This is a genomic window from Rathayibacter sp. AY1B7, from assembly GCF_002932735.1.
In the GTDB taxonomy this organism is placed as follows: Bacteria; Actinomycetota; Actinomycetes; order Actinomycetales; family Microbacteriaceae; genus Rathayibacter.
This window is the reverse complement of the sequence record NZ_PSWK01000008.1, coordinates 1-21908: the sequence shown is the minus strand read 5'-3', so window position 1 is coordinate 21908 and position 21908 is coordinate 1. Positions and strand designations below refer to the sequence as shown.

The following is a 21908-nucleotide window of genomic DNA, read 5'->3' as shown; positions in this document are numbered from 1 at the left end:
GAAGGGGCCATCCCCGAACGGCCCGTCACCGAAGCCCATCGGATCAGCTCCACTTCGACGTCGGGAGGCTGGCCGCCACGACCGTCCCCGACGTCTTCTTGACGGTGGGGATCTGGTCCGTGCCGTTGAGGTTCACGACCTGCGCGCCCGCAGCGGACGCGATGGTCACGTGCCCGCCGACGACGTTGACCATCGCCGCGGGCATCGTTCCCGCGCCCGCCTTCTGCATGACGGCCGCATCAACTGCGATCGCCAGACGCGTGACGCCGGCCGTGGTGTGACCCTTGACGCGGATCAGGTCCGTGGTCGTCGAGGTGTTCCGGGAGAAGTCCGCGAAGATGTCGCCCACGAAAGCGATCGTGTGCTTCACGGGGCTGGACGGGGTGGGGCCGTAGTAGCCGCCCGGCTCGATGCTGAACATCGCGAGCTTGTTGCGGCCCGGGCGCGGGTCGATGATGTACGTGTCCACGCCGGTCAGCTCCCAGCCGATGGTGTCGTAGGCGGTCTGCCCGCCGTCGTCCGCGGAGCAGCCGACGTACATGACCGAGTGGTGGATCGACTCGGCGGCGAGCCCCTGACGGAAGCCGGACTGCTCGTAGCCGTTGGCGCTGCAGTTCACGTAGAGGGTCCGCGAATGCGTGGGCGTGAGGGGCCAGGTCGTGCCGCTCGGCTTCGGGTTCCCGGAGGCGGCAGTGGTGCCCGCGGTGGGGTCGTTGAAGCCGTTGGTCGCGCCGAAGACGTGGCAGTCGATGTAGGTGGTGCTCTCGGATCGGGTTCCCATGCCCGTCTTGCCGGAGTCCTTCTGCCCGCCCGCGACGACACCGTTGACGACGCACCCGATGAAGAACACGTCGCTCGCGCCGTGGTGAGTGTCGAATCCCTGCGCGTAGGTGTCGAACGACTGGCAGTCCTTGATAAAGAGGAACTCCTGGATGCCGTGGCGCAGGGTGTCGGAGACGTCGCTGAGGAACTGCGAGTTCGCGGACGGGTTGGTCGTGATCCCGTGCCGGAGGTTCGCGAACTGGCATCCGATGAGCAGGCAGTTCTTCGCGGTGCCCTCGTACTCGACGCCGTATCCGTAGGCGCCCTCGGACTGGATCGCATCGTTGGGGAGCGACTGCACCTGGCAGCCGGAGATCATGCCGCCGTAGGGCGACGCGAGCCGGAAGCCGTTGCGGTAGCCGCGCTTGAAGACGATGTTGCTGTACCGGTGGTGGACCGCACCGGACACCGACACTGCGGCGGCGCGGACCTGCCCCGTGGAGTCGGGGTCGTTGACGGTCGTGAACGAGATCCCGTCGATGCGGGAGTCGAGGTTGGAGAAGTAGTCGCCGACGGGGTACCCGGTGGAGGCGGTGTAGCCGTTGATGGACCCGCCGAGCTTACGGAGGACACGCGTGGCGGTGACCTTGTCCCAGTCGTAGCGGGTCGCGGTCTTGAAGACGACGACGCCGTCCGCAGCGACCTTCCCGACGACCGTCGACCCGCGGAGGAGGTTCTCGTCCTTCTGGAACGTGCCGAACACCTGGCGGGTGATGATGCGCTTGTTCGCGGACCCGTTGTAGTCCGGCTGACAGGACTCGATCTTCATCGTCGCACCCGACGTGGCGCCCTTGAGGCTGTTGTCCTCTGCGAGGTCCGACGCTGCGCCGCTGACCAAGAAGGACACGCCGAGCACCTCGAGCGCATCGGCCATGACGACCTTCCCGGTGGCGGGGTCGCCGGTCGGGTAGGCATCGTTCTTTGTCGAAAGCAGGTTGTTGACGACGGTGCCCGGGAGACTCCACGTGTAGAAGCCGGACGTGTAGTCGGAGGTGGACGAGCGGGCCGGCTTGGCGACGATCTGCCACACCATGTCGGCCTTGAACTTCGCGAGCTGGTTCATCGCGACGGCCGCGAAGGAGACGGTGTGCTTCTCGTCGGACGCGCCCACGACCATGCGCTTGAACGACGTCAGCGACACCTCCGGCGACGGGGAGACCTCCTGCCGGACGATCGTCGACCCCTGACCGATGAGCTCCCCGCACCCGGCGAGGTTGAGGTGCTTGTCGTTCCAGTTCGACTTCAGGCTCGAGTCGCCCACGAGGTAGCGGTGGTCGATGACGATCCGCTTGCGCTGCGTGTGCGCCGCGTTGATCAGCGCCGTGAAGTCGTTCGTGACCGGGTTCGACGAGCTGTACGGGGTGAGGTTCCACTGCGGGTCATCGGCGCGCAGGTAGCCGACGAGAGCCGACGGGACACCCGCGGCCGCCAGCTCGCGCACCGCGCTGTCGACGGCGCTCGTGTACTGGTAGATCGCGGTGCTGTCGGTGGAGCCCTTCGCGGGCATGGCGGGGATGGTGGTGACCACGGCGGGCTCCTGTCAGGTGTCGGCGCGCGTCAGGGTCAGCCGCCGGGATGGGTGTGGAGACATGCAGAAGCCCCCGCCTGTTTGGGCTGGGGCTGAGGTGGTGGTGGGGTGTCGCTGCCTCAGCGGCGAGCGCCGAGGGTGTCGCGCTCCTTGCGGGCGCGCTTGTCGACGGCGGCGAGGGCGGACTCGAGGCCGGCGTCGGTGGTGGTGATCACGACGGGGGCGGTGGTCGCTTCGTGGCGTCCCTGCCGGGTGGAGTCCTGGCGGGCGTTGACGCCGATCTCGGTCGCGAGTGCGGAGAGCGCGGCGAGGACGACGATGACGAGCGACTGCCAGGTGAAGCCGGTGATCAGGGGGACGATCAGGGTCGCGATCGCGGCGAGGATCGCGAAGCCGGTCTTGAAGAGGCCGGCCCAGGCGCCCTTCGCGAGGGGGACGGCGTAGGTGATCGCGAGGCCGGCGAAGAGGGCGAGCAGCTGCCCGGCCTCGGTGCCGTCGATCCGCTCGTCGGAGAGGGCCGTCTGCAGGCCTCCGAAGAGGAGGATCGCGGCGGGGAGGAGGGCGGCGAGGTAGCGGTCGAGCACGGTGTTACTCCTTGGTCGGGGTGGTCGGAGCCGGCGCGGAGATCCCACTGCCGGGGAGGACGGTCTCGAGGCGCGGCCAGCGCTCGATGTCGTCGGGTTCGACGCCGCGGAGGATGAGCTCGCGGCGCATGACGGTCGCGTGCTCTTCCATGCGGCGGCGGTTGCGTGCCTCGGCTTCGGCGCGCTGATACTCGCGGTCGCGCTGCGCGACGAGGTCGTTCTTCCGCTTCGACTCCTTCGCGGAGACGCCGGTCTTGATGAGGGTGATGATGGACACGAGCTCGCGGAAGAAGACCCCGATGCCGCCGGCGCCGAGGACGGCGACGATCAGGGCCACGATGTTCACGTTCTCGATTGCGGGCACTGCTGCGCTCCCCCTCTACTCGGTACGCGGCGCGACGTCCTGGGTTCGCCTCCGCATTGCCTCGGCGACGCGCGACTGGAAGTCCTTATGCGACGGATCGGACGCGAAGATCTGCAGCTCGACGTACCGCCGGATGAGCACGGCCATCGCGACGAAGACGAGGGTCGTCGCGACGGCGGCCGTGATCGAGTCGAACGCGGTGCGGCCGAGGATCACGAGGTAGATCAGGATCCCGAAGACGGCCGCCGGCGTCGCGGGCACCTCGAGGACCCAGTAGCGGGACAGGCGGCCCACGAAACCGAGGAGCCCGCCGACGAGCAGCAGCAGCGACCAGACGCCGATCAGCCAGTCCCAGCCCGCGAGCTCGACCTGCACGGTCGTCGGGGTGAAGAACAGCGCGTAGACGCCGCCGGCGACGATCGCGAGGTAGATGACCATGTCGATGACCCTGATCAGCGCCTCGAGGCGGCGGCGCTTCTCGTCTGGGATGGGGTAGCGGTCCATCGCGGGGATCAGCGCTCCGGGGAGGGCGTCACCGGCGCCTCTGCCGGGGCGGTGTAGCCGTCGGTGACGGCGGCGATCGCGTTCTGGCGGTTGTCGACGTTGGTGAGGCGGGTGTTGATGTCCGCCAGCAGGCGCACGCCGGCGACCTGCATGATGTAGACCCGCGAGAGCAGGTCGTCGGTGGTGAGCTGCACGCCGTTCGCGTCGACGTGCTGCAGGTCCTCGCCGGTGGCGCCGAGGACGTTGAGGGCTTCCTGGATCTTGCCGAGGTCGGTCATGTTCTCCTCCTGGAGGGTGTCGGTGTAGCGCTTGAAGAAGATCTCCGGGTCGCGGGCGACGCCCTGCGGGTCGCGGGTCTCGAAGTGCAGGTGCTTCGCGGTGACGTTGCCGGTCGCGCCCTGCACGCCGATCGCCTGGCCCGCCTTGACGACGTCGCCGACCTTCACGAGCGCCTGCGACTGGTGGCAGTACCAGGTCTCGTAGCCGTCCTCGTGGCGGATGCGGGTGCGGCGGCCGTAGGCGCCGGCCATCGCGACCTCGACGACGACGCCGTCGGCCGCGGCGTAGATCGTGTCGCCGTTGCCCCAGCCGTAGTCCTGGCCGTAGTGGATGGCGGGCGACGTCTTCGTCGGAAGGTCGCCCTTGCGCGGCCCGAAGCCGGTGTTGATCGAGCCCGGCGAGGGCCGGGCGGTGAGCATGAAGGTCACGGCGTGCTCCTAGTGGTCGTTGGCGATGAAGAGGCGGCCGTCGGAGGCGACGGTGAGGTTGCCGGTCGGCGAGCTCGCGCGGAAGAGGCGGCCGTCGGGTGCGACGGTGAGGTTGCCGCCGCCGGACGCGACGCGGGTGAGGCGGCCGTCGGCGCCGACAGTAAGGTTGCCGCTGCCGGTCCCGGGGTCGCCCGGGTCGCCGGAGCCGGGGTCGCCGGGGTCCGTGGGGTCGGCGCCGCCGGCGGTGATGAACTTGGTGAAGTCGACGCGGCGGCCGGCGCCGTCGAGGCCGTGGACGTGAAGGTGGACGTCGCCGCCGTAGTCCGCGCCGTTGGCGGAGGCGCCGGACCAGCCGATGACGGCGCCCTCGTCGTAGTGCTGCGCGGCCGCGAACCTCGACTGGTGCTGCACGACGATCGCGACCATCGGGCCGGCGGCCTCGGGCGGATAGCCGGCGGCGGGGAGGATGCGGTTGAGGGGCTGGTCGAGGATGAGGATCGAGCGGCGGCCGGCGGAGCCGACGGACCCGGCGGCGTACTCGCCGCTGCCGCCGGAGGTGCGCAGGGTGCCGGCCGCGGGCGCGCGCAGCGGCGTGCCGTAGCCGAGGGGGTAGTCGATGCCGCCCGCGGAGTAGGAGCCGTGGTCGGCCCAGGTGCCGGTGACCCGGTAGCTGGCCCAAGGGTTGTAGGGCATCAGCTGTTCGGCAAATTGCGGAGGAAGATCGCGCCGTCCTTGAGCTCGATCCACGCCCCGTCGGCGCCGTCGGGGCCGGTGATCTGGACGCCGTCGCCGCTCATGGTGATCGTCGCGCCGCCGCCCTCGATGGCGAGGCCGTTCTCGTTGAGCCGGATGGTGTTCGACCAGGCGCGGATCTCGAGCGGGACGCCGAAGCTGGTGACGTATCCGATGCCGTTCTCGTAGAACAGCTGCATCGATTGGGCCTTGTCCCCGGACTGCGATGCGACGAAGCGGCCGCCGCCCTTGACGTGCACGCGGCCGACGACGTCGAGCATGCCGTAGACCTTCTGCGAGCCCTGGCCGGCGTCTTCACCGTCAGCCTTGCCGACGATGAGGCCCTCGGGCGAGGTGATCTCGAGCGCGCCCCGGGAGACGGAGGAGAAGCCGATCGGCGCCTGCGATTGCAGGGCGTGGATCGCGTCCCAGAGGCGTGCGAGCTCGCCGCGGTCGATGTCGTTGAGCTTCACGGCTACCTCCGCTGGACGGTCAGGGGGACGTTCCCGGAGAGGTCCCAGCGGTAGGCGATGACCTGGTGCTGGTGGCCGCCTGGAGGGCTGTCGGGGATGTACAGGTCGTCCTGGACGTGCAGGGAGATACGGTCGCCGAGGCGCAGCTGGGCGAGGCTCCGGCCGCCGGGCGTGGTCGCCTCGGCGCGCATCGTGTAGGCCCACTGCTCGATCGGTTCACGGTTGGTGACGAGGTCGGAGATCGCGTGGTTGTCGAGGTCGGCCTGGTCGTCGATGTCCTTGTAGGAGTCGGCGCGGTCGCGGATCATCGCGGCCGAGCCCGAGTAGCCGTACGCGAAGCCGACTCGCATGCTCGCCTCGGACCCCTTGCCGAGGCCGATGCTGCCGGTGCGGAGGTCCTGGCCGTTGAGCCGATAGCGGACGCCGCTGAGGGGCTGCTCGGGCGCGTCGAGGTTGAACTCGAAGTCGCCGGACTCGAGGCGCGGACTGCCGGTGCGGACGACCCATTCGATGCCGCCGTCGGCGCGGTAGCGGGGCTCGAAGTCGACGTCGGGGCCATCGTTGAGGTTCTGGATCTCGGTGAAGGCGCGCTCGGCGGTCCAGAGCTCGTAGAACCACCAGGTGCGGTCGATCGTGCCCGGGCCGTCGTCGGGCAGCACGATGGGCAGGTTCCACTCCCCGCCGCGCCCCTGCGTCGCCTCGAGGAGGATCTTCCGCAGGGTCGCCGCGTGGCTTCGGGCCGTGACGGAGCGGGTCCCGTTGGGATAGTCCTGGGGGTTCACGGGGTAGAGGAAACGGTTGGAGAGGAAGTCGCGCACGCAGACGCTGCGGACGGTCGCCTGCTGCTTGGCTCGGTCCCACGGTTCCAGGGAGTGGATGTACCCGGCGTACTTCGCGACGCCGTCCCACGCGGCGACGATGATGCGGTTCCAGAGCGGACCGAGCAGGCCCGTCCAGTTGAGCCCGTCGTCGCGCTGCAGCTGGAAGGTGTGGGTGCCCTGGCCGACGCCGTTCAGCACGCGGTCGCCGGACGAGGCGATCGGTCGGACGTTCGCCTGCAGGAGGTTCCCGTTGTGGCCCTCGTGGATGCTGTGAGTCCAGACCATGGGCGCCCCCTAGACGTAGGTGTCGGTGAGGTAGGTCCGCAGGGTCGCGCCGCCGGCGCCGGAGAGCGTGTGCTGCACCTGATCGCCGTTCGAGATGGTCCACTGGCCGGGGCGGGAGATGCCGCCGTACACGACCTCGCCGTTCACCCGGAGGGTCGTGTCGCGCAGGTCGATCGAATGCACCTCGCCGACCACGCACGGGCGCGTCACGGTGATGGTGCGACCCTCCGGGCCGTTGATCGTGTAGCCGTTGGGCGCGTCACCCTCGACCTCGAAGCGAGGGATCGCCGGGAAGTTGCCGAAGTGGAACGCGGCCTCCTGCTCGAAGGGGCGCTCCTCGCCGTATTTGCGGGGGTCGGGGTAGCGGAGCTGGATCTGCCAGCGCGCGAGTCGCGGGTCGCTCCCGTCGATGTCGAACCGGGGCAGCGCAGTCGCGAGCTTGCCGCGCGCCCACTGCGTGACTTGGTCGCGTTCGACGGAGACGATCTTGGACGCGCCCGAGGAGACGATGCCGGTGAGGTACTCGCCCAGCTGCGCGGTCTCGCCGGGGGTGGACGAGACCGCGTAGCCGGAGAAGGACGTGACCCGGGCGCCGAGGTAGGAGGGGAGGTCGTACTCGCCGTGCTGCCCGTCCCGCTCGACGGATGTGAATCGGATGTCGACGCCTCCGTCCCAGCCGGTGAATCCTCCTGGCTCGAGGAAGAAGCCCTTGGTGAGGCCGCGGCCGCTGTGGTGGATGGCGAGCCCGTTGACGGTCACGAGCATCAGCGAGCTCCTCGCAGTTCGTAGTTCAGCTGGTCGTTCGCGACGCGCGCGATCTCGCCGGCCGAGGTTCCGTCGCCGCCGTAGATGTTCTGCGTCACCTGCGGCCCGCCTCGGTTCGCGTTCCCGATGTCCGGGTCGACCGTCGCCCCCCGCGGCAGGGTGAGCAGCTCGGGACCTCGCTCGCCGACGATGACCGAGCCGGCGCCGGTGATCGAGCCGCCCTTCGCGAGCATCGGGATGTTCGGGATCGAGAGGGAGATGCCGATCGCGTCGCCGACGACGCCGGTGATGCCGTTGACGCCGTCGATGAGGTCGTTGATCGGGCGGATGATGTTGTTGATGAGGTCGGTGACGAAGGACACGACGCCCTCGAACGCGCCCCGGATGACGTCGCCGATGGTGGTGAAGACGGTCCCGAAGGTGTCGCCGATGGTGCCGAGGATTCCGGCGATCGTGTCCCACGCTCCGGTGAAGAACGAGATGATCCCGTTCCACAGGCCCGACCAGACGGAGCCGATGAGCTCGCCGACGGTGGTGAAGACGGTGAGGACGAGGTTGATGTAGCCGGTGACCGCGCCGACGATCCAGTTCCAGACGCCGCCGACGAAGTCGCCGATGCCGGTCCAGAGGCCGTTCCACCAGGCGGAGATGATCGCGCCGATGATCTGCAGGCCGGTCAGGAAGTTGGTGAAGACCTCGGAGACCCAGGTGGTGAAGCCGGTCCAGATCTCGACGATCCAGTTCCCGAGGCCGCCCCACATCTCCGACCACCAGGCGCCGAAGGCGTTGAGGCCGTCGGTGATCCAGCCGATGAAGCCGCCCCAGATGTCGGTGATCGTGGCGACGACGGTGTCCCAGTTGAGGACGAGCAGCACGACCGCGGCGATGAGCGCGACGATGCCGATGATGATCCAGGTGATCGGGTTCGCGAGCAGCGCGATCGTCGACGCCCAGATCGACGCCGTCCACGCGATGAACGCGAGGACGAGGGCGCCGCCGATGACGCCGGCGATGATGCCGACGGACTGGGTGTTCTCGCCGACCCAGGTGCCGAGGTCGTTGAGCAGCGGCATCGCGGCGGTGAGGCCGTCGCCGAGAGCGGTGAAGACCGCGGTGGCGATCGGCTCGAACGCCTCCATCGCCTTGTTGAGCGTGATCTGCCAGCGCTCGGCGAAGTCCATCGTCTCTTCACCGACGCCGAGGATCGTGTCGCCGGTGGCGCCGGTGGCCGACATCAGGTCGTCCATGTTCAGGACGCCGTCCTGCAGCGCCCCCACGAACTGTGAGGCGCCCTTCGTGCCGAAGACCTCGGACGCGAGGTTCAGCGCGGAGGCCGTGTCGCCGGCGTCGACGAAGGACTGGATCTCGCCGGTCACGCGCTGGAACGCGGCCTGCGGCTCCTCGCCGTCCTTCGCGAGGTTGATCATGCCCTTCGACATCGACCCGAGGATCGCGGTCGAGTTGAGGCCGGCCTTGTCGAGCGTGCCCATCAGCGACACGGACTCGTCGAAGCCGAAGCCGAGGTTCTGCAGCGCGGGCGCGACGGTCTGCACACCGGACGCGAGCTCGTTCATGCCGACGCCGGTCGCCTGCGACACCTGGAAGAGGCTGTCCATCGCGCCCTCGACGGCCTCACCCTCGACGCCGAACGCGGTGAACGCGGCTGACGTGGCCTGCACGTCCACGGCCTGGCCGAGGATCCGGCCCGCCTCGAGGTACTGCTTGCCGACGGTCTCAAGGGTGTCCCCGGACAGCCCGAGTCGGGTGTTCAGGTCGGCGACGGTCTGACCGGCCGCCTCGAAGTCGGTCGGGATCGAGGTCCCGATGTTCTTCGCGACCTCGGAGAGCCCCTCGAGCGCCTCGCCCTGCGCGCCCGTTCCGACGCGGATGGTGTCGGTGATCTCGTCGAAGGTCGACCCGATCTCGTACAGGCCCTTGAACGCGCCGACGACGCCCGCGACGATGCCGGCGCCGGCGAGCGCTTTGACCATGCCTCCGCCGAAGAGGCCGCCGGCCTTGTCGCCCTCGCGGGAGGCCGCGTCGGCGGCTCCCCCGAACTGCTTCGCGATCTCGTCCTGGATGCCCTCAAGCGTCGGGACGAGGCGCATGTAGCCGGTGACGACCTCGTTGCCTTCGGGCATGGCGACCTACCTCTCGTCGTGCGCGCGGTGCGGTGCCGGCGGTCGGCTGGTGAAGCGGCCGTAGGCGTCGCGCGCCCGGCCGGGCGGCGCGGGCGGGGTCTTCGCCTGCGCGTCCCACCAGCTATCGAACTCGGCGACGGGGATCGCGTCGCGGCCGAGCTGCTGGGTGCGCTTCTTCTCCCACGGGCGCGGGATCGGCTTGGGTCGCGGGGCGGACTTCTTGCCGGCGCGCTGCCAGTTGCCCTGCGCGAGGGTGTCCGCGATCATCGCGAGCAGCTGCTCGCCGATGTTCCAGCGCGCGCCGTGCACGGATTCCGACGTCGACGTCGTCGCGACCTGCTCCCACCGGCGGATGAGTAGGCGCAGCTCGAACCAGCTGAGCCGCTCGGTGCCGATGTCGTGGAGGTGGAAGCCGGCGAGGACGAGGTCGGTGCGGATGGCCTCTGCGTGCTCTCCGGTCAGGAGGTCGAAGAGGCCGTAGATTCCCCCAGCTCGATCTCCGAATCGCCCTTCCAGGCGCGCATGAAGTCGTTGAACTCGTGGCGGTCGAGCTTGTCGAGGTGCTCGAGCTGCTCCTCGGTGAGGATCCCCTCGAGGAGGGTGAACGTCTGGTCGACGGCGGCGAGCTTCCGCGACTTGCGGAGCGCCCCCATCGGGATGTTCTCGAAGCGGGGCGCGACGATCTCGTAGCCGTCGGGCAGGGTGTGGTGGAACTTTTCGAGCATCAGGGGCCTTTCGTGGTGGCGGAAGGGACCTGCGTGGCACCGGGCGGGACGGGTCCCTGGTCGTCCCGCCCGGTGTTCGGTCACGCGGCGGCGGAGACGACGCCGTCGTCGGTGAAGATGTAGATGTTCTGGCCGGCCGCATCGGGGTAGGTGGCGAGGGTGACGGGCAGCGTGATCGCGCCGGTGGCCGTGAGCGGGATCTCACCGCGGGAGACGATCTGCGACCGCGGAGCGACGACGAGGACGCGACGGTCGCCGTCCTTGACCTTGAAGTACCGAGCCTTGATCGGGAGCTCGTTGCGCCCGAGCGAAGCGCGCATCTGCGTGCCCTTTGTGGTGGTCGCGGCCGTCACTTCGACGTTGTCGTCGCCGAAGTAGTTCCGCGCGGACTGGGCGTTCAGCTCGAGGTGGGTCCAGGAGATCTCGCCGGTGAACTCGGTGAGGATGCGGCGGATCTCCGCCTGCGACCAGTCCTTGATCGACTCTGTCGAGTCGGAGGGCGTGATGGTGACGCCGTCCTCGTTCACGTAGCCGGAGTCCTCGAGCTCCGCGTCGGAGAAGTCGTCAATCGAGTCGAACATCTCCTCGATCTCGGGGCCGGTGAGGATGGCACCGGTGGCCTTCTGGTCGGGCGCACCGACGAAGACGCTCTTGTTGCTGACAGGCATGGCTGCCCCTTTCAGGCGTGGTGGGATGGCCGCGGCGCGCGCGACGAGGGCCGCCCCCGGCGGGGACGGAGCGAGGGGGTCGTCAGAGCTCGGTGAGGCGGCTGTCGACGACGAGGGTGCGCGTGTAGCGGTTGCGCTTGGTGACGGGGTCGGCGCTGTTCGCGCCTCCGCCGAGCGAGCCGACGCGGTAGACGAGGATCCCGGGGAGGTGGTCCTCGCCGACGAGGGACCGGACGAGGGCCGTTGTGGCGCGCATGAGACGCGCGGTCGCGGTGAGCGTCGGGCCGAAGCATTCGAGGGTGATCTGCTGGCCGATGAGGACCTGGTCGCGGGTGTCGGTGCCGCCGGTGTCGACGACGCGCACGTGCAGCCCGTCCTCAACACGCCCGGAGACGGTCGCGGCGAGCCCGTTGCCCGCGAGGCCCTCGGGCAACCAGCCGATGAGAGCGGCGGCGAGCTCGGGCTCAGCGAGCAGCTCAGCCACGACGCACCGCCCCGAGCGCGGCCGCGAAGATCGTGGAGTCGGCGCGGACGGCGTCGAACGCTTCGGCAGACACGGGCCGGACGATGGTCGAGACGCGGTCGAAGCCGTACAGGCGCTTGGGCTCGAAGCCCTCGCCGAGCTCGTCGGCGGCGCGCTGTCCGGCAGCGTCGACCCAGTCGGCGACCTCGCGGGACTGCAGGATCTTCGCCATGCCCTTCGAGTTGAACTCGAGGCGGGAAACGTTCCTATTGGCCATGGGTCCACCTCCGCAGCACGAACAGGGTGTGGGCGAGCGCGCCGGTGGGCGAGGGGACGCGGCTGGGTTCGCCTTCGACTTCGTAGTCGACGCCGGCATACTCGATGCGGTCTTCGGCGGTCACGTCGACGCCCGCGGGCGCGGCGACCTGGTAGCCGGTCGCGACCGCGAGGCGGTCGTCGGTGACCTCGGTCGAGGTGATCGGTTCAAGCCAGCAGCCGGCGATCGTGATCGTCTCGGGTGTGGCGTCGTAGTCGCGGACGCTGGTGCCCTGGTCGTCGATCTGCGGGTAGCGCTTCCGGGTGATCGTCATGCGGGCGAAGGTGGAAAGCATCAGGGGGTCCAGCCGATCCGGTAGGTCGCGAGCTGCTCCTGCTCGTGAGGGAGGAGGACGATGCCGCCGGCGACGCCTGCGGCGGTCGTAGACCAGGTGACGGACGCGGAGAGGGTCTGCTCGCGGACGATGCCGAGAGGCGAGCCGAGGGCGCGGGACGCGATCTGCAGCGTGAGGTCGGCGACGGTGGCGGGGACCTCGTCGTAGCCGTGGGTGAAGGTGGCGACGATGCCGCCGAAGCGGTCGGTCCAGCGGCGGCCGCGGATGAGGCCGAGGCCGGAGACGTCGAGGGTCGCGATGTCGACGGTGGTGCCGCGCTCGACGATGCTGACGAGGTCGACGAGTCGGAGGGTGGGGAGGACGAGGAGGTCTCCGCCGGGTCCGTCGAGGCGGACTTGCAGCTCCTCGACCGTCGCGATGTGCCAGCCGCAGTGGTCGCGGATCAGTCTGGACGCGGCGTCGAGGGCGGCGTCGAGGTAGGGGTGGGTGTCGGCGGTGATGGCGCCCAGCGACCGGGCGGCCATCTGCTCCTTGTCGGCGAATGCCTCGGCCACGGCGCCTCCTACTTGGTCTTGGGCGCGGGCGCCTGCTTGTCGCGCGGCTTGCGCGCGGCGGTGTTGCGCGGCTGGGCGGCTGCCTTCGTGCCGGTGCGGAGCACGGCGCCCGCGGGCACGTCCTCATCGTCGAACTGGTAGGTGCTGCCGCGGTAGTCGTACTCTCTGAGCGCCATGGCGCATCCCTTCGGAGGGGGTGGCTGACGGGGCCGGGCGGTGAGGCCCGGCCCCGTCAGATGGATCACGCCGGAGCGGCGCTCGAGAAGGTGACCTTCACGAATCCGGCCGGCTGCCGGGCGGCGAGCGCGAGGCGCTCCTCCGCGCGGATGGTGACGCGGTTGTTGGTGAAGTCGTCCTCGTCGGTGTTGGTCGACTCGACGCGCACGCCGCCCTTGCGGATGACGGACGCCGACTGGGCGTACGCGCCGACGAGGGCGGTGCCCGCGGTGATCGCCGGGGTGACGACGGTGCGCAGGCCCCAGAGCGGCGGCTGCTCCTGAATGCCGCCGTTGCCGTACTGGCCGGAGAAGAACCCTCCGCCGAAGTACTGGCCGTTGCCGTCCTTGGAGAGACGCAGCGTCTGGTAGTCGGCCGGGTTGATGACGATGCCGTCGGCGTCGAACCCGGAGCCAGTGACGACCTTCGTGATAGCGCGGAACAGGGCGTCCGCGTTGTCGGTGCGGTTCGCGGCGGCCTCGGTCTGGATGCCGACGCGGTTGAGCAGGCCCCGGATGTTGGTGCCCGCACCGCTGCCGGAAAGCAGCTGGTTCTCCTCGAAGAGCCCCAGGTGGTAGAGCAGGCGGCCGTCGACCGCGCTCTTGTACCAGGGGAGGTCCTCGATGATCTCGTCGGACTCCTTGATGAACGCGGCGATCTTCTTGAGCGCCTCGGTCACCGCGGTCGGGTCGGCGAAGTGGAGCTGCGGCTTCTGGCCGTTCTCGGCGACGGTGGTGAAGTCGCCCTCGAGCGCGCCCTCGACGAAGTAGGTGATCGCCGAGCCGGAGATGGTCTCGCTGCCGAGGAGGTCCGCGACGGTCAGGCGGCGGCGGACGCCGGTGACGATGTTGCGGTCGACGTCGGTGACGGCGGGGCCGAACACGGAGCCGACGGTCTGCACGTCTCCGGCGGCCTTGAACTCGGGGGCGGAGAGGGTGAACTTGCTTCCCTTCTTCCCCGCGAGCTGGTCGCCGACGGTCTTGATGAAGTGCTCGCCGAGGGACTTCGCCTGCTTCTGGGCGGGCGCCTCGTCGGCGCCGGTGAGGCCGGCGGAGAGGTCGTCGAGGGCGCGCTTGCCGTCGAGCTTCTTGGCGAGGTCGGCCGCGGTCTTCGCGAGGGTGTCGGCCTCGGCGAGGTCCTCGTCGGTGACGTCGTCACCCTTGGCCTTGAGTCCGGTGATGAAGTCGCGGGCCGCCTTCTGCGCGGCCGCGTGCTGTTCCATGAGAGTCGCCATCAGGCGCTCCTTTCGCTGAGGAGGATGGTGGATTCACGCAGTGCCACGGTCGCCGCGCGGGAGCGCGACTTGGCGGACGGGTTGACGCTGGGCTCCTCGTCGGCCGGCGACTTGGCCCCGTGGGGCTCCTCGTCGTCGGCGGACTTGGCCGGTGCTTGACCGCTGGCCTTCTCCGTGTCTTCGGTGGGGAGGGTGGCGAGGACGTTGCTCAGCAGATCGACTGCCGAGCGGATGTCGCCCTCGTTCTTCGCCGACAGGGTCCTGCCGGCCTTCGCCGCGTCGACGAGCGCTTCCGCGTTCGCCTTCACGGCGACGACTGAGGTGTCCTGGTTCGCGCCGATCGGCACGAACGAGAACTCGTAGACCTTGAGCTTCCGGAGCTCGTTGGCCTTGGCGCCGTCCTCGAGCTCGACAGTCCCCTCGTCGAGGACGTCGTACGCGAAGGACAGCTGCGAGAGACGGCGGCCCTTGACGAGGCGGTACACCTGCGGGCCCTTCGGGGAGTCGAGGTCGAACTTCCCGCGGACGCGCCAGCCGTGGTCGTCCTCGCTCATCTCGAGCGCCTCGGCGACGTAGAAGTCGGGGTCGTCGAGGCGGTGACCGAAGAGGCCGGGGAGGGCGTTGCCGGACGCCTCCCACTCGGCGATGGTGTCCAGGAACGCGCCCTTCGCGACAATGTCGCCGTAGCTGTCGGGCGTCCTGGTGAACGTGGACGGGTAGACGATGAACTCGCCCTCGGCGAGGCCATCGTCGGGGCCCGCCTTGACGTTGACGGGGACGGTCTTGGTCTCCATGGGGAGCCTCCTAGTAGATGATCGAGACGCCGCAGTTGCAGCCGGAGACGCCGTCGGCGCCGAGGACGGGGTCGCCGGGCCAGTCGGCGCCGTTGGAGAACTGCTCGTCGATGCCGACCGTCTCGCCGTCCATCGCGGCGTGATCGGGGCGAGGGTTGTCGCCGGTCTCCCACGTCTTCTGGGCTGCGCTGCCGGTGGTCTGCTGCGCGGCTTCGACGAGTGCGAACCCGGCGAGACCGGCGACGAGCGCGGTCGCAGCGGATCCGGTGCGCGCGGACTCGGCCTCGGCGAAGACGTCGGCGGGGTCCGCTTCGTCGTCGTCGATGGCGTCGTCGAGCCGCTCCTTGGTGGTGGAGTTGATCGCGCCGGCGCGCGAGTCTGCGACTGCGCGGAGGAACGCGCGGGTGCGGTCCTCGTCGTAGTCGCCTTCGGTGAAGCCGAGGCGCTTCGACTGCTCCTGCCCGAGCTCGGTGGCCGTGGTCATCGCGAGGGCGTAGAGGTCGTCGGAGAGCTCGCGGTCCCAGCGGGCGCCGTCCCAGTAGGCGCCGGCCGCCTTCGCGCCGAGGGCGGAGAGGACGGCGCGGCGCTGCCGAGCGAAGAACGTGGAGAGGACCTCGGCGGCCTTCTCGACGTAGCTGGTGGTGTCGAGGTCGTCGGACTTGAGCGACACGCGCGATCGCGGGGCCTTCCGGCCCGACTTGGGTGCCGAGTCGCGGGGTGAGGCTTGCCCGCCGACGAGGACGTTGAGCGGGGTGACGAGCTGCGCGGCGTCTCCGCCGAGGGCGGGCATGTTGTTGCGCGAGCGCGCCTCGTCGGCGGTCATCCACGGGCGGCCGACGGAGGCGGAGAGCACGGCGGCCTGCTCCTCGAACGAGCCCTGCAGCTTCTCGGCGATGTTGAACTCGACGTAGATACCGGTGGCCGCCGCCACGCGGGGGACGAGGAAGGCGTTGAGCCGGTCCTCGATCTGGGCCATGAGGGGGCCGAGGGTTTCGCTGTAGAGCATGCGCCGGAACTCGCGCACGTTCGAGAAGTTGGCGTTGTCGAGCTGCCCGATCATGGTCGGGTTGACGTGGTAGACCGACGCGACGGTGGAGATCGCGAGCTTGGCCGCGTCGATGTACTCCTCCTCGTGGGCGGAAAAGCCGACGCGGCTCATCTTCATGCCGTCCTCGAGGAGCAGCGTGCCGCCGGCCTTGCTGCCTCGTCCGGAGAAGGCGTTCTTGAAGGACTCGGTGAACCGCTTGCGGGCCGCTTCGCCCCACTCTCCGGCGGGTCGTTCGATGACGGTGCCGACGCGGCCACCGCGGGCCCACACCTGCTGGCGGTACTCGGACGCCTGGATCTGCTCGGCGAGGGTGGACTTGAGCGCCTCGATGGGCGACTTCCCTTGCTTCTTCGCGATCGGGTTCCAGCCGACGAACGGGAGGACGTTCTCGGCGTCGATCCTGAAGGCCTCCTTGCCGGGAGGCGCGACGATCCACTTCTCGGGCGCCCAGAAGTCGCCGCCCTCGTTGCCGACCACCCACGCCGCGGGGATCGGGCGGATCTCCCACCCGGACGCGGTGTCGCTCTCGGCCAGCAGCCAGTAGGCGGTGTCGTAGAGGTCGATGGTGGAGACGAGGTCGTAGATGAGCTCGTAGCTCGTCATCGAGGCGTTCGGCCGCTTGAGCAGCTGCGCGACGGGGTCCTCGCGGGTGCGGCGGCGGTCGTCGTCGTCAAGGCGCTGGAAGGTGTGGATTCCGAGCTGCGCGATGTTCCGGGCTCGGAAGGAGACGACGGAGCGGAGCGCGGGCTGCGTCTCCCAGAGCTCCTCCGTCGACAGGCCGAGCACGCTGCTGGTCGTCGTCGAGATGTACTCGACGGGCACGCCGGCGCGGTAGTCGGATCGCGTGCCGCGGAGAATGTCGAGGAGTCCCACGTCGCCTCCTTCGGGTTCAGAGCACGAGGACGTCGAAGTCCTCGTAGGCGGACCGGACGGGCGCCGGGTTGGTCATCAGCAGCCAGAGCGCGCCGATCGCGGCCATGAGCGGCGCGGCGTCCTCCGGAGATCTCTTGCGGTCGATCGCCCAGCCGTCGCCGAGAGCCTTGATCTGGGCGGTTGCGGCGGCGATGTCGAGCGGCGCCTGCGCGCCGTGCGTGAGCGTGACGACGTCGTCGCCGTCGTCGAGGGTGTGACGCAGCGCGTCGTAGAACTGGCCGCACGCGCGCGACAGCTCGGCGTCCTGCCAGGGCTCGAGCGTGATGCCGGCCCGCTCGAAGTCCGCGACGAGCGAGGACACGGGCGCGCCGCGAGTCTGCAGCGTCACGAGGTCGGGGGCGACCTGCCGGTCTGCGTGAAGCAGCCACGGGATGACCCACTCGGTGCCCGCGCGGCGCGCGGCGAGCTCGACGCGGCGCCGCCCCTGGTCATCCCAGAACGCGATCGCGATCGACGCCCAGGTCCGGTCGTGCGACACGTCGACGCAGTAGGCCGCGGCGCGGGTCTGGTCGCGGGTCACGCGCTGCTCGAGCGCGCGCTGCCAGGCACCGTTCGGGAACGGTCCGGCTCCGGCCGAGTTCACGAACTGGCAGAGGACCTCCGTGCGGAACTCCCACTCGGGGTCCGTCAGCGCGGCCGCGGCGATGGTGCGCTCGGTGAGCTCGGTGTGCCCCATCGACGGGTTCGCCTCGGCCCAGCCGTCGCGGTCCCAGATGCCGCGCTGCACGCCGTCGACGTCGCCCGCTGACCACTCGAAGAGACCGATGGAGTCGACGTCGACGTCCTCGGCGATATCGTCGGGCAGGGAGTCGAGGACTGCGCCGGTGATCGCGCCGATAGCGACGTCGCGCAGGTGTCGCAGCACCACCGACGCGGCATCGCCGGCGTTCGAGACGCCCCACACCTGGGCGCGCTTGCGGGCCATGGACGTCTTCGACGTCGCCGACCACGCCTTCCAGTCCTGGTGCTCGCGGAGCTCGTCGAAGATGATGAGGTCGCCGGAGAACCCGCGCCCGCCGCGACGGTTCGCGGCGGCGATCTTGTACCGCTCGCCGCCGTCGAGGAGGAGCAGCTGCGAGCCCTTCCCCGCCTTGAGATCCTGGATCTCGTTCGCGAGCTCGGGGACGGCCTCGGCTACCGCGACGGCTTCGCTCCACGCCTTCTCGGAGTGGTCGAGGGACACGCTCGTCCCGAGGATCATGCGGGCGCCGTCCTGGAACATGCGCCACAGGATCAGCGACGTCAGCAGCGTCGACTTCCCGTTCTGCCGGGCGACCAGCAGCAGCACCGTCCGGAACCGGAACACGGCGCCCGGGCCGGGGAGAATCTCGAGGGCGTGGATCAGGAGCCACCGCTGCCACTCGAGCAGCCGCGGGAACAGACCGAGATAGTCGGTGTCGTCGCTCGGATCGCGGTGCGCGTCGAGCTCCTCGAGGCGGTCACGGATCCAGTCCGCGAACTCGATGACCTCGAAGCCGAGGGACGTGTCCGCGGTCAGCGGCCGCAGAGGCGGCGTGTACAGGCGGGGGATCGCGCAGCCGTACCGTCTACCGCGCCCGCTTCTCGGGCCGCTGGAACTTCGAGACGTTGCTCGGGCCTTCGGCCGCGTCTGGCTGGCTGCCGCCATCGCTGCCTCCAGTCGATTCGGGGACGAAACGCAGGGAGCGCAGCTCGCGCAGCAACCGCACGGACGGGGTCGCGCCGAGATCGGACAGCACGCGGGACAGAGCACGGTGAGCGGCGCGCGCGGCCGGCCGGTCGCCCTCCGCGAGGGACACATCGACGTCCTCAGCGAGGAGCCGCGCCTGCGCGATCGACGCGGCGTCCGACTCCTTCAGCCACTTCGCGGCGGCGATCGCGGAGTCGACCGAGTCGCGCATCACGTGGGCCGCGGCCGCGTTCGATCCGTTCGCCACAGCGGCACGCTCTGCGTCGCGCTGCTCCCGCTCTCGTCGGCGCTTCTCCCGCATCCGCTCGCGGGCCGCCTCGCGGCGCTGGTCGGGCGTCTGAGCCATCAGGGCGCCTCGATTCTGCGAACGCGAACGGGTGTGCGCACGATGCTCACTCCCGATGGGGGAGATCTCTGCCGGTGGAGTGACCTGGGCCGTCGTTGCTGGCGATCGCGACCCCCCTACCCTTCGTCGTCGTCGACGCGGGTGGTCACCAGGGTTCGGAGGTCTCGCCGATGCTCGCGATGGCGGGTCCGTCGCCCTTGCCGCGGTTGCAGCGGTGGGCTGTGGGTTGGACGTTGCCGGGGTCGAACTCGAGGTGTGGGTGGGTGATGACGGGGAGGCGGTGGTCGAGCTCGAGCGCGTCGGGGGTGTTGGCGGGCGCGTCGTAGTCGATGTGCTGCTGGCCGCAGATGGCGCAGGCCGCGTTCTGTGCCTTCCATCGGGCCTTGTGCTCGGCGCGGAACTCGGTAGCGCGGCGGCCGTGGGTGCGGGCCATGCTGCTCCTGGTGGTTGATGTGGCGGCGAGTGTTGTCGGAGGCTCCGTGTAGAAAGTCGCTGATCGCCGGATTCGCCGGCGGCGCGAAGAAAGGGGCCCGATATGGCTGACAGCGAGAACGTCCAGAGAGAAGCACGAGAGGCGATCTTCAGGGCGGTGAAGCAGCTCGCCGATGACAGCGACGAGTTCGGGGGCGTCGTTCGTTCGACGATGCTGCGTGACGCCGCCTACGCGTATCGGCTCACCGCGGGGGGACCGCAGCCGGGGTCGCCGACTGTGACCGAAAAGTAGGCGCGGCGGTGGACCTCTGGGACATGGCCTTCGACGCGCTGCCGAAGGAGTATGAGCTCGAGACAGTCGATCAGCGGATCGCGCATGCGAACGTGCTGGCGATCCTCGCTGTCGGGCAGCACCTGAGCCGGATCAACGAGGGGGAGTCGACGTTCTCTGAGGCGGTCGTCGACGCCGCGCGGAAGGTCGCTGGCTCGAAACGTTAGGCGGTGGGGCGGGCGCCGTGCCGTGTCTCGACGGCTGGTCGGCGCCCGCCCTGGTGACCCGTGCTGCCCGAACCCGGAGGGTCAGTACCGGGCCGGGGCCGGAAGGGTGCGACCCCGGGAACGACGAAACCCACCGGGCCGCTGTGCGGTGGTGGGTTTCGTCGTGATCATTACTCTGGCGGGCCTCACACCGTGCCTGTCAAATCTTCGAGGCAAATCGGCTCGATTTCTGGTTGATGATTGACCGGCGCAGCCATGCGGTGAGCTCGGCTTCGTCGATCTCGACGTGCTGGTCGCTGATGCGGCGGTGGGGCATGCCGTGTCGCATCCACCTCTGGATGGTCCAGCGGGAGCGGCGCACTCGGCGTGCTGCTCCGCGGACCGAGTACACCTCCTCGGTCATGCGGCGGCGGCCGCCGGCGGCTGATGGCAGGTGCAGGTGCAGTCGGTGGGCTCGTCGGCGCCGTAGTCCCATGCGTCGCCGTTGCACACGGGGTGCTTCCCGACGACGCACTCCGGGTTGATGGGTCTAGGCACGGTCGCCCTCCTCGGGGGTGGGCGGGACGGGCTCCCACGGGCCAGCAGGGCGGCGGCGGCGCAGAGTCTCCCCGCGGAAGGTGCGCTGGTCCTCGCCCATCGGAACGAGAATCCCGTTCGCCTCCGCGGCGTACTCCCACTCCTCCGCCGTCTCTACGGTGCGCGACGCGCGGTCCTCTACCGCCGCGTGGACCGCTCGGCTGATGTACGTCTGCCAGCCGAGCCCGCCGTCCTGGAAGCCGCCCTTCTTCGCAAGGGCGCCCAGTGCCAAGATCCAGGACCACAAGCTGTTGTTCTCGCGCTCCCAGTGCTCGCGCGCGGCTTCCGCGGTGCGCACCCGGGCGAGCAGGGCGAGCACCTCGAGGGCCGTGAACGTCTCCTGACTGACGTACTCCAGTTCGCGCGCGTGGCGCTCGATCGCGTCGAGGTCGGCGTCCTCTCGCGGGAGAGACGCCTCGAAAGCGGTGGCGGCGCGCTCCAGGAGCGGACGCGTGCTGTACCTCCCGCTCCAGTACTCCGCCTCCGTCCGCAGTTCCGCGATGAGGGCGCGCACGGCGTCCGGGGTCAGGGGTTCGGTGTCAGCCACGGTCGGCTCCTTCGGTGTAGGTGATACCGGGGTCGCCGGCGGCGATGTGGAAGCCGATGACGGCAGCGGCCGCGGCGGCGATCGCGGCGAGGGCGAGCAGGATGGCCTTCATGCGAGGGCTCCTTCGGTGAGGACGTCGTCGGTCTCGACGTCGGTGGCGGGGGTCCACTGGCAGTAGTCGCAGCGGATGGTCTCGACGTCGTCGACCGTGCGGGTGATGACGAGGCGGCGCTCGTCGCAGACTGGGCAGGCGACGGTGCGGGGCCGGACGGGCGGCGGGTCGACGGGGAAGCGGCCGCGGATGATCCTGATCATCTCGGCGAGCTCGTCGTACCAGACGACGATCGTGTCGAGGGCGGCGATCTTCGGGCCGTGGCCGAGCTCGAAGCGGATGAGCTCGGAGAGGAGGACGTCGGCCTTGCCGATGTCGGTGTCGCGGGGGAACCCGGGGACGTCCTCGTCGCGGCGCCACCGGTCGAAGAGGAACGCGGGCGGGGCGACGTGCAGCTCGCGGGCGTGGTTCTTGACGACGTCGGCGAGCTGCCCGAAGAAGGTGTCGGTCGCTTCGACGGCCTGCTCGTTGAAGGGGAGCTTCCAGGTGCGGGACGAGTCGACGCGGTCGGACTGGGCGAGGGAGGAGCCCAGGCCGGGGGTGCGGAGGGTGAACGCGTGGAGGGTGAGCTCGTGGCCGTAGCGGAGCCAGTACCGGATCCGGGAGTAGCAGGGGCCGCAGAGGCGGCCGTAGCGGGCGGCGGCGGGGTAGCAGCCTCGGCAGACGTCGGTGCCGGGGCAGTCGTCGGCGTGGACGTCGCGGGCGGCGTGGTGGCGGGCGCAGGGGGTGATGGTGGGGGCGGCGTCGAGGAGGGCG

The 21908-nt window shown here is 69.8% G+C and carries 29 protein-coding genes; 2 read left to right on the top strand and 27 right to left on the bottom strand.

The features are described 5' to 3' along the window. Positions 1 to 43 precede the first annotated feature (43 nt). From C5C95_RS06255 to C5C95_RS06145, 24 genes are all read right to left on the bottom strand, one after another. Positions 44 to 2350, bottom strand: a complete 2307-nt coding sequence (locus C5C95_RS06255) for a hypothetical protein (protein WP_104324062.1) — start codon at positions 2348 to 2350, stop codon at positions 44 to 46. Positions 2351 to 2469: 119 nt separating this feature from the next. Then, positions 2470 to 2934, bottom strand: a complete 465-nt coding sequence (locus tag C5C95_RS06250; RefSeq protein WP_104324061.1) for a hypothetical protein — start codon at positions 2932 to 2934, stop codon at positions 2470 to 2472. Between the two features lie 4 nt (positions 2935 to 2938). Beyond that, positions 2939 to 3298: a hypothetical protein gene (locus C5C95_RS06245; protein ID WP_104324060.1), complete on the bottom strand. Its 360-nt coding sequence runs from the start codon at positions 3296 to 3298 to the stop codon at positions 2939 to 2941. 15 nt (positions 3299 to 3313) lie between these two features. Beyond that, entirely contained in the window at positions 3314 to 3802 is a 489-nt protein-coding gene (locus tag C5C95_RS06240) for a hypothetical protein (RefSeq protein ID WP_104324059.1), read from the bottom strand. Between the two features lie 8 nt (positions 3803 to 3810). Then, a complete protein-coding gene (locus C5C95_RS06235; RefSeq protein WP_104324101.1) occupies positions 3811 to 4500 on the bottom strand; it encodes a M23 family metallopeptidase in 690 nt (229 codons plus the stop codon). A gap of 18 nt (positions 4501 to 4518) precedes the next feature. Then, positions 4519 to 5202: a hypothetical protein gene (locus C5C95_RS06230; RefSeq protein ID WP_104324058.1), complete on the bottom strand. Its 684-nt coding sequence runs from the start codon at positions 5200 to 5202 to the stop codon at positions 4519 to 4521. Continuing rightward, positions 5202 to 5714, bottom strand: a complete 513-nt coding sequence (locus C5C95_RS06225) for a hypothetical protein (protein ID WP_104324057.1) — start codon at positions 5712 to 5714, stop codon at positions 5202 to 5204. The genes C5C95_RS06230 and C5C95_RS06225 overlap by 1 nt, the downstream gene beginning before the upstream one ends. 2 nt (positions 5715 to 5716) lie before the next feature. Beyond that, positions 5717 to 6820 (bottom strand): hypothetical protein, encoded by a 1104-nt coding sequence (locus C5C95_RS06220; RefSeq protein WP_104324056.1) that lies wholly within the window; start codon positions 6818 to 6820, stop codon positions 5717 to 5719. A 9-nt stretch (positions 6821 to 6829) separates the two neighbouring features. Further along, complete coding sequence (locus tag C5C95_RS06215) at positions 6830 to 7585, bottom strand: hypothetical protein (RefSeq protein WP_104324055.1); 756 nt, start codon at positions 7583 to 7585, stop codon at positions 6830 to 6832. Next, positions 7585 to 9726, bottom strand: coding sequence for a phage tail tape measure protein (locus C5C95_RS06210; protein WP_104324054.1), 2142 nt, complete (start codon positions 9724 to 9726; stop codon positions 7585 to 7587). The genes C5C95_RS06215 and C5C95_RS06210 overlap by 1 nt, the downstream gene beginning before the upstream one ends. A 6-nt stretch (positions 9727 to 9732) precedes the next feature. Then, the gene (locus tag C5C95_RS06205) at positions 9733 to 10035 is read right to left on the bottom strand and encodes a hypothetical protein (protein WP_104324053.1); all 303 of its coding nucleotides are present in this window, start codon (positions 10033 to 10035) and stop codon (positions 9733 to 9735) included. 149 nt (positions 10036 to 10184) lie between these two features. Next, complete coding sequence (locus C5C95_RS06200) at positions 10185 to 10451, bottom strand: hypothetical protein (protein WP_104324052.1); 267 nt, start codon at positions 10449 to 10451, stop codon at positions 10185 to 10187. 80 nt (positions 10452 to 10531) lie between these two features. Beyond that, entirely contained in the window at positions 10532 to 11119 is a 588-nt protein-coding gene (locus tag C5C95_RS06195; protein WP_104324051.1) for a hypothetical protein, read from the bottom strand. A gap of 82 nt (positions 11120 to 11201) precedes the next feature. Next, complete coding sequence (locus tag C5C95_RS06190) at positions 11202 to 11603, bottom strand: hypothetical protein (protein ID WP_104324050.1); 402 nt, start codon at positions 11601 to 11603, stop codon at positions 11202 to 11204. After that, the gene (locus C5C95_RS06185) at positions 11596 to 11859 is read right to left on the bottom strand and encodes a hypothetical protein (protein ID WP_146087060.1); all 264 of its coding nucleotides are present in this window, start codon (positions 11857 to 11859) and stop codon (positions 11596 to 11598) included. The genes C5C95_RS06190 and C5C95_RS06185 overlap by 8 nt, the downstream gene beginning before the upstream one ends. Further along, the gene (locus C5C95_RS06180) at positions 11849 to 12193 is read right to left on the bottom strand and encodes a hypothetical protein (RefSeq protein ID WP_104324048.1); all 345 of its coding nucleotides are present in this window, start codon (positions 12191 to 12193) and stop codon (positions 11849 to 11851) included. The genes C5C95_RS06185 and C5C95_RS06180 overlap by 11 nt, the downstream gene beginning before the upstream one ends. Next, positions 12193 to 12747 (bottom strand): hypothetical protein, encoded by a 555-nt coding sequence (locus C5C95_RS06175; RefSeq protein ID WP_104324047.1) that lies wholly within the window; start codon positions 12745 to 12747, stop codon positions 12193 to 12195. Before C5C95_RS06175 ends, C5C95_RS06180 begins: the two co-directional genes overlap by 1 nt. Before the next feature lie 8 nt (positions 12748 to 12755). Continuing rightward, positions 12756 to 12923 carry a hypothetical protein gene (locus C5C95_RS17395; RefSeq protein ID WP_181125595.1) on the bottom strand — a complete coding sequence of 56 codons (168 nt, stop codon included), beginning with the start codon at positions 12921 to 12923 and terminating at the stop codon, positions 12756 to 12758. A gap of 65 nt (positions 12924 to 12988) precedes the next feature. Next, entirely contained in the window at positions 12989 to 14197 is a 1209-nt protein-coding gene (locus C5C95_RS06170) for a phage major capsid protein (protein WP_104324046.1), read from the bottom strand. Next, positions 14197 to 14991, bottom strand: a complete 795-nt coding sequence (locus C5C95_RS06165) for an HK97 family phage prohead protease (protein ID WP_104324045.1) — start codon at positions 14989 to 14991, stop codon at positions 14197 to 14199. The genes C5C95_RS06170 and C5C95_RS06165 overlap by 1 nt, the downstream gene beginning before the upstream one ends. 10 nt (positions 14992 to 15001) lie before the next feature. After that, a complete protein-coding gene (locus tag C5C95_RS06160) occupies positions 15002 to 16912 on the bottom strand; it encodes a phage portal protein (RefSeq protein ID WP_104324044.1) in 1911 nt (636 codons plus the stop codon). A gap of 16 nt (positions 16913 to 16928) precedes the next feature. Further along, the gene (locus tag C5C95_RS06155; protein WP_104324043.1) at positions 16929 to 18599 is read right to left on the bottom strand and encodes a terminase; all 1671 of its coding nucleotides are present in this window, start codon (positions 18597 to 18599) and stop codon (positions 16929 to 16931) included. Beyond that, on the bottom strand, positions 18520 to 18987 hold the full coding sequence (locus C5C95_RS06150; protein ID WP_104324042.1) for a hypothetical protein: 468 nt from the start codon (positions 18985 to 18987) through the stop codon (positions 18520 to 18522). The genes C5C95_RS06155 and C5C95_RS06150 overlap by 80 nt, the downstream gene beginning before the upstream one ends. 145 nt (positions 18988 to 19132) lie before the next feature. Beyond that, positions 19133 to 19420 (bottom strand): HNH endonuclease, encoded by a 288-nt coding sequence (locus C5C95_RS06145; protein ID WP_104324041.1) that lies wholly within the window; start codon positions 19418 to 19420, stop codon positions 19133 to 19135. Positions 19421 to 19522: 102 nt separating this feature from the next. Here C5C95_RS06145 and C5C95_RS06140 point away from each other — a divergent pair, with 102 nt between their 5' ends. Next, positions 19523 to 19711: a hypothetical protein gene (locus C5C95_RS06140; RefSeq protein ID WP_104324040.1), complete on the top strand. Its 189-nt coding sequence runs from the start codon at positions 19523 to 19525 to the stop codon at positions 19709 to 19711. Positions 19712 to 19719: 8 nt separating this feature from the next. After that, positions 19720 to 19917: a hypothetical protein gene (locus tag C5C95_RS06135; protein WP_104324039.1), complete on the top strand. Its 198-nt coding sequence runs from the start codon at positions 19720 to 19722 to the stop codon at positions 19915 to 19917. A 399-nt stretch (positions 19918 to 20316) separates the two neighbouring features. Here C5C95_RS06135 and C5C95_RS17390 read toward each other — a convergent pair whose 3' ends face one another. The 3 genes from C5C95_RS17390 to C5C95_RS17385 form a co-directional block, all read right to left on the bottom strand. After that, positions 20317 to 20454 carry a hypothetical protein gene (locus C5C95_RS17390; protein WP_181125593.1) on the bottom strand — a complete coding sequence of 46 codons (138 nt, stop codon included), beginning with the start codon at positions 20452 to 20454 and terminating at the stop codon, positions 20317 to 20319. After that, positions 20447 to 21040, bottom strand: coding sequence for a hypothetical protein (locus C5C95_RS06130; protein ID WP_104324038.1), 594 nt, complete (start codon positions 21038 to 21040; stop codon positions 20447 to 20449). The genes C5C95_RS17390 and C5C95_RS06130 overlap by 8 nt, the downstream gene beginning before the upstream one ends. A 108-nt stretch (positions 21041 to 21148) precedes the next feature. Then, the coding region (locus tag C5C95_RS17385) for a hypothetical protein (protein WP_181125591.1) at positions 21149 to 21908 on the bottom strand (760 nt) is incomplete at its 5' end.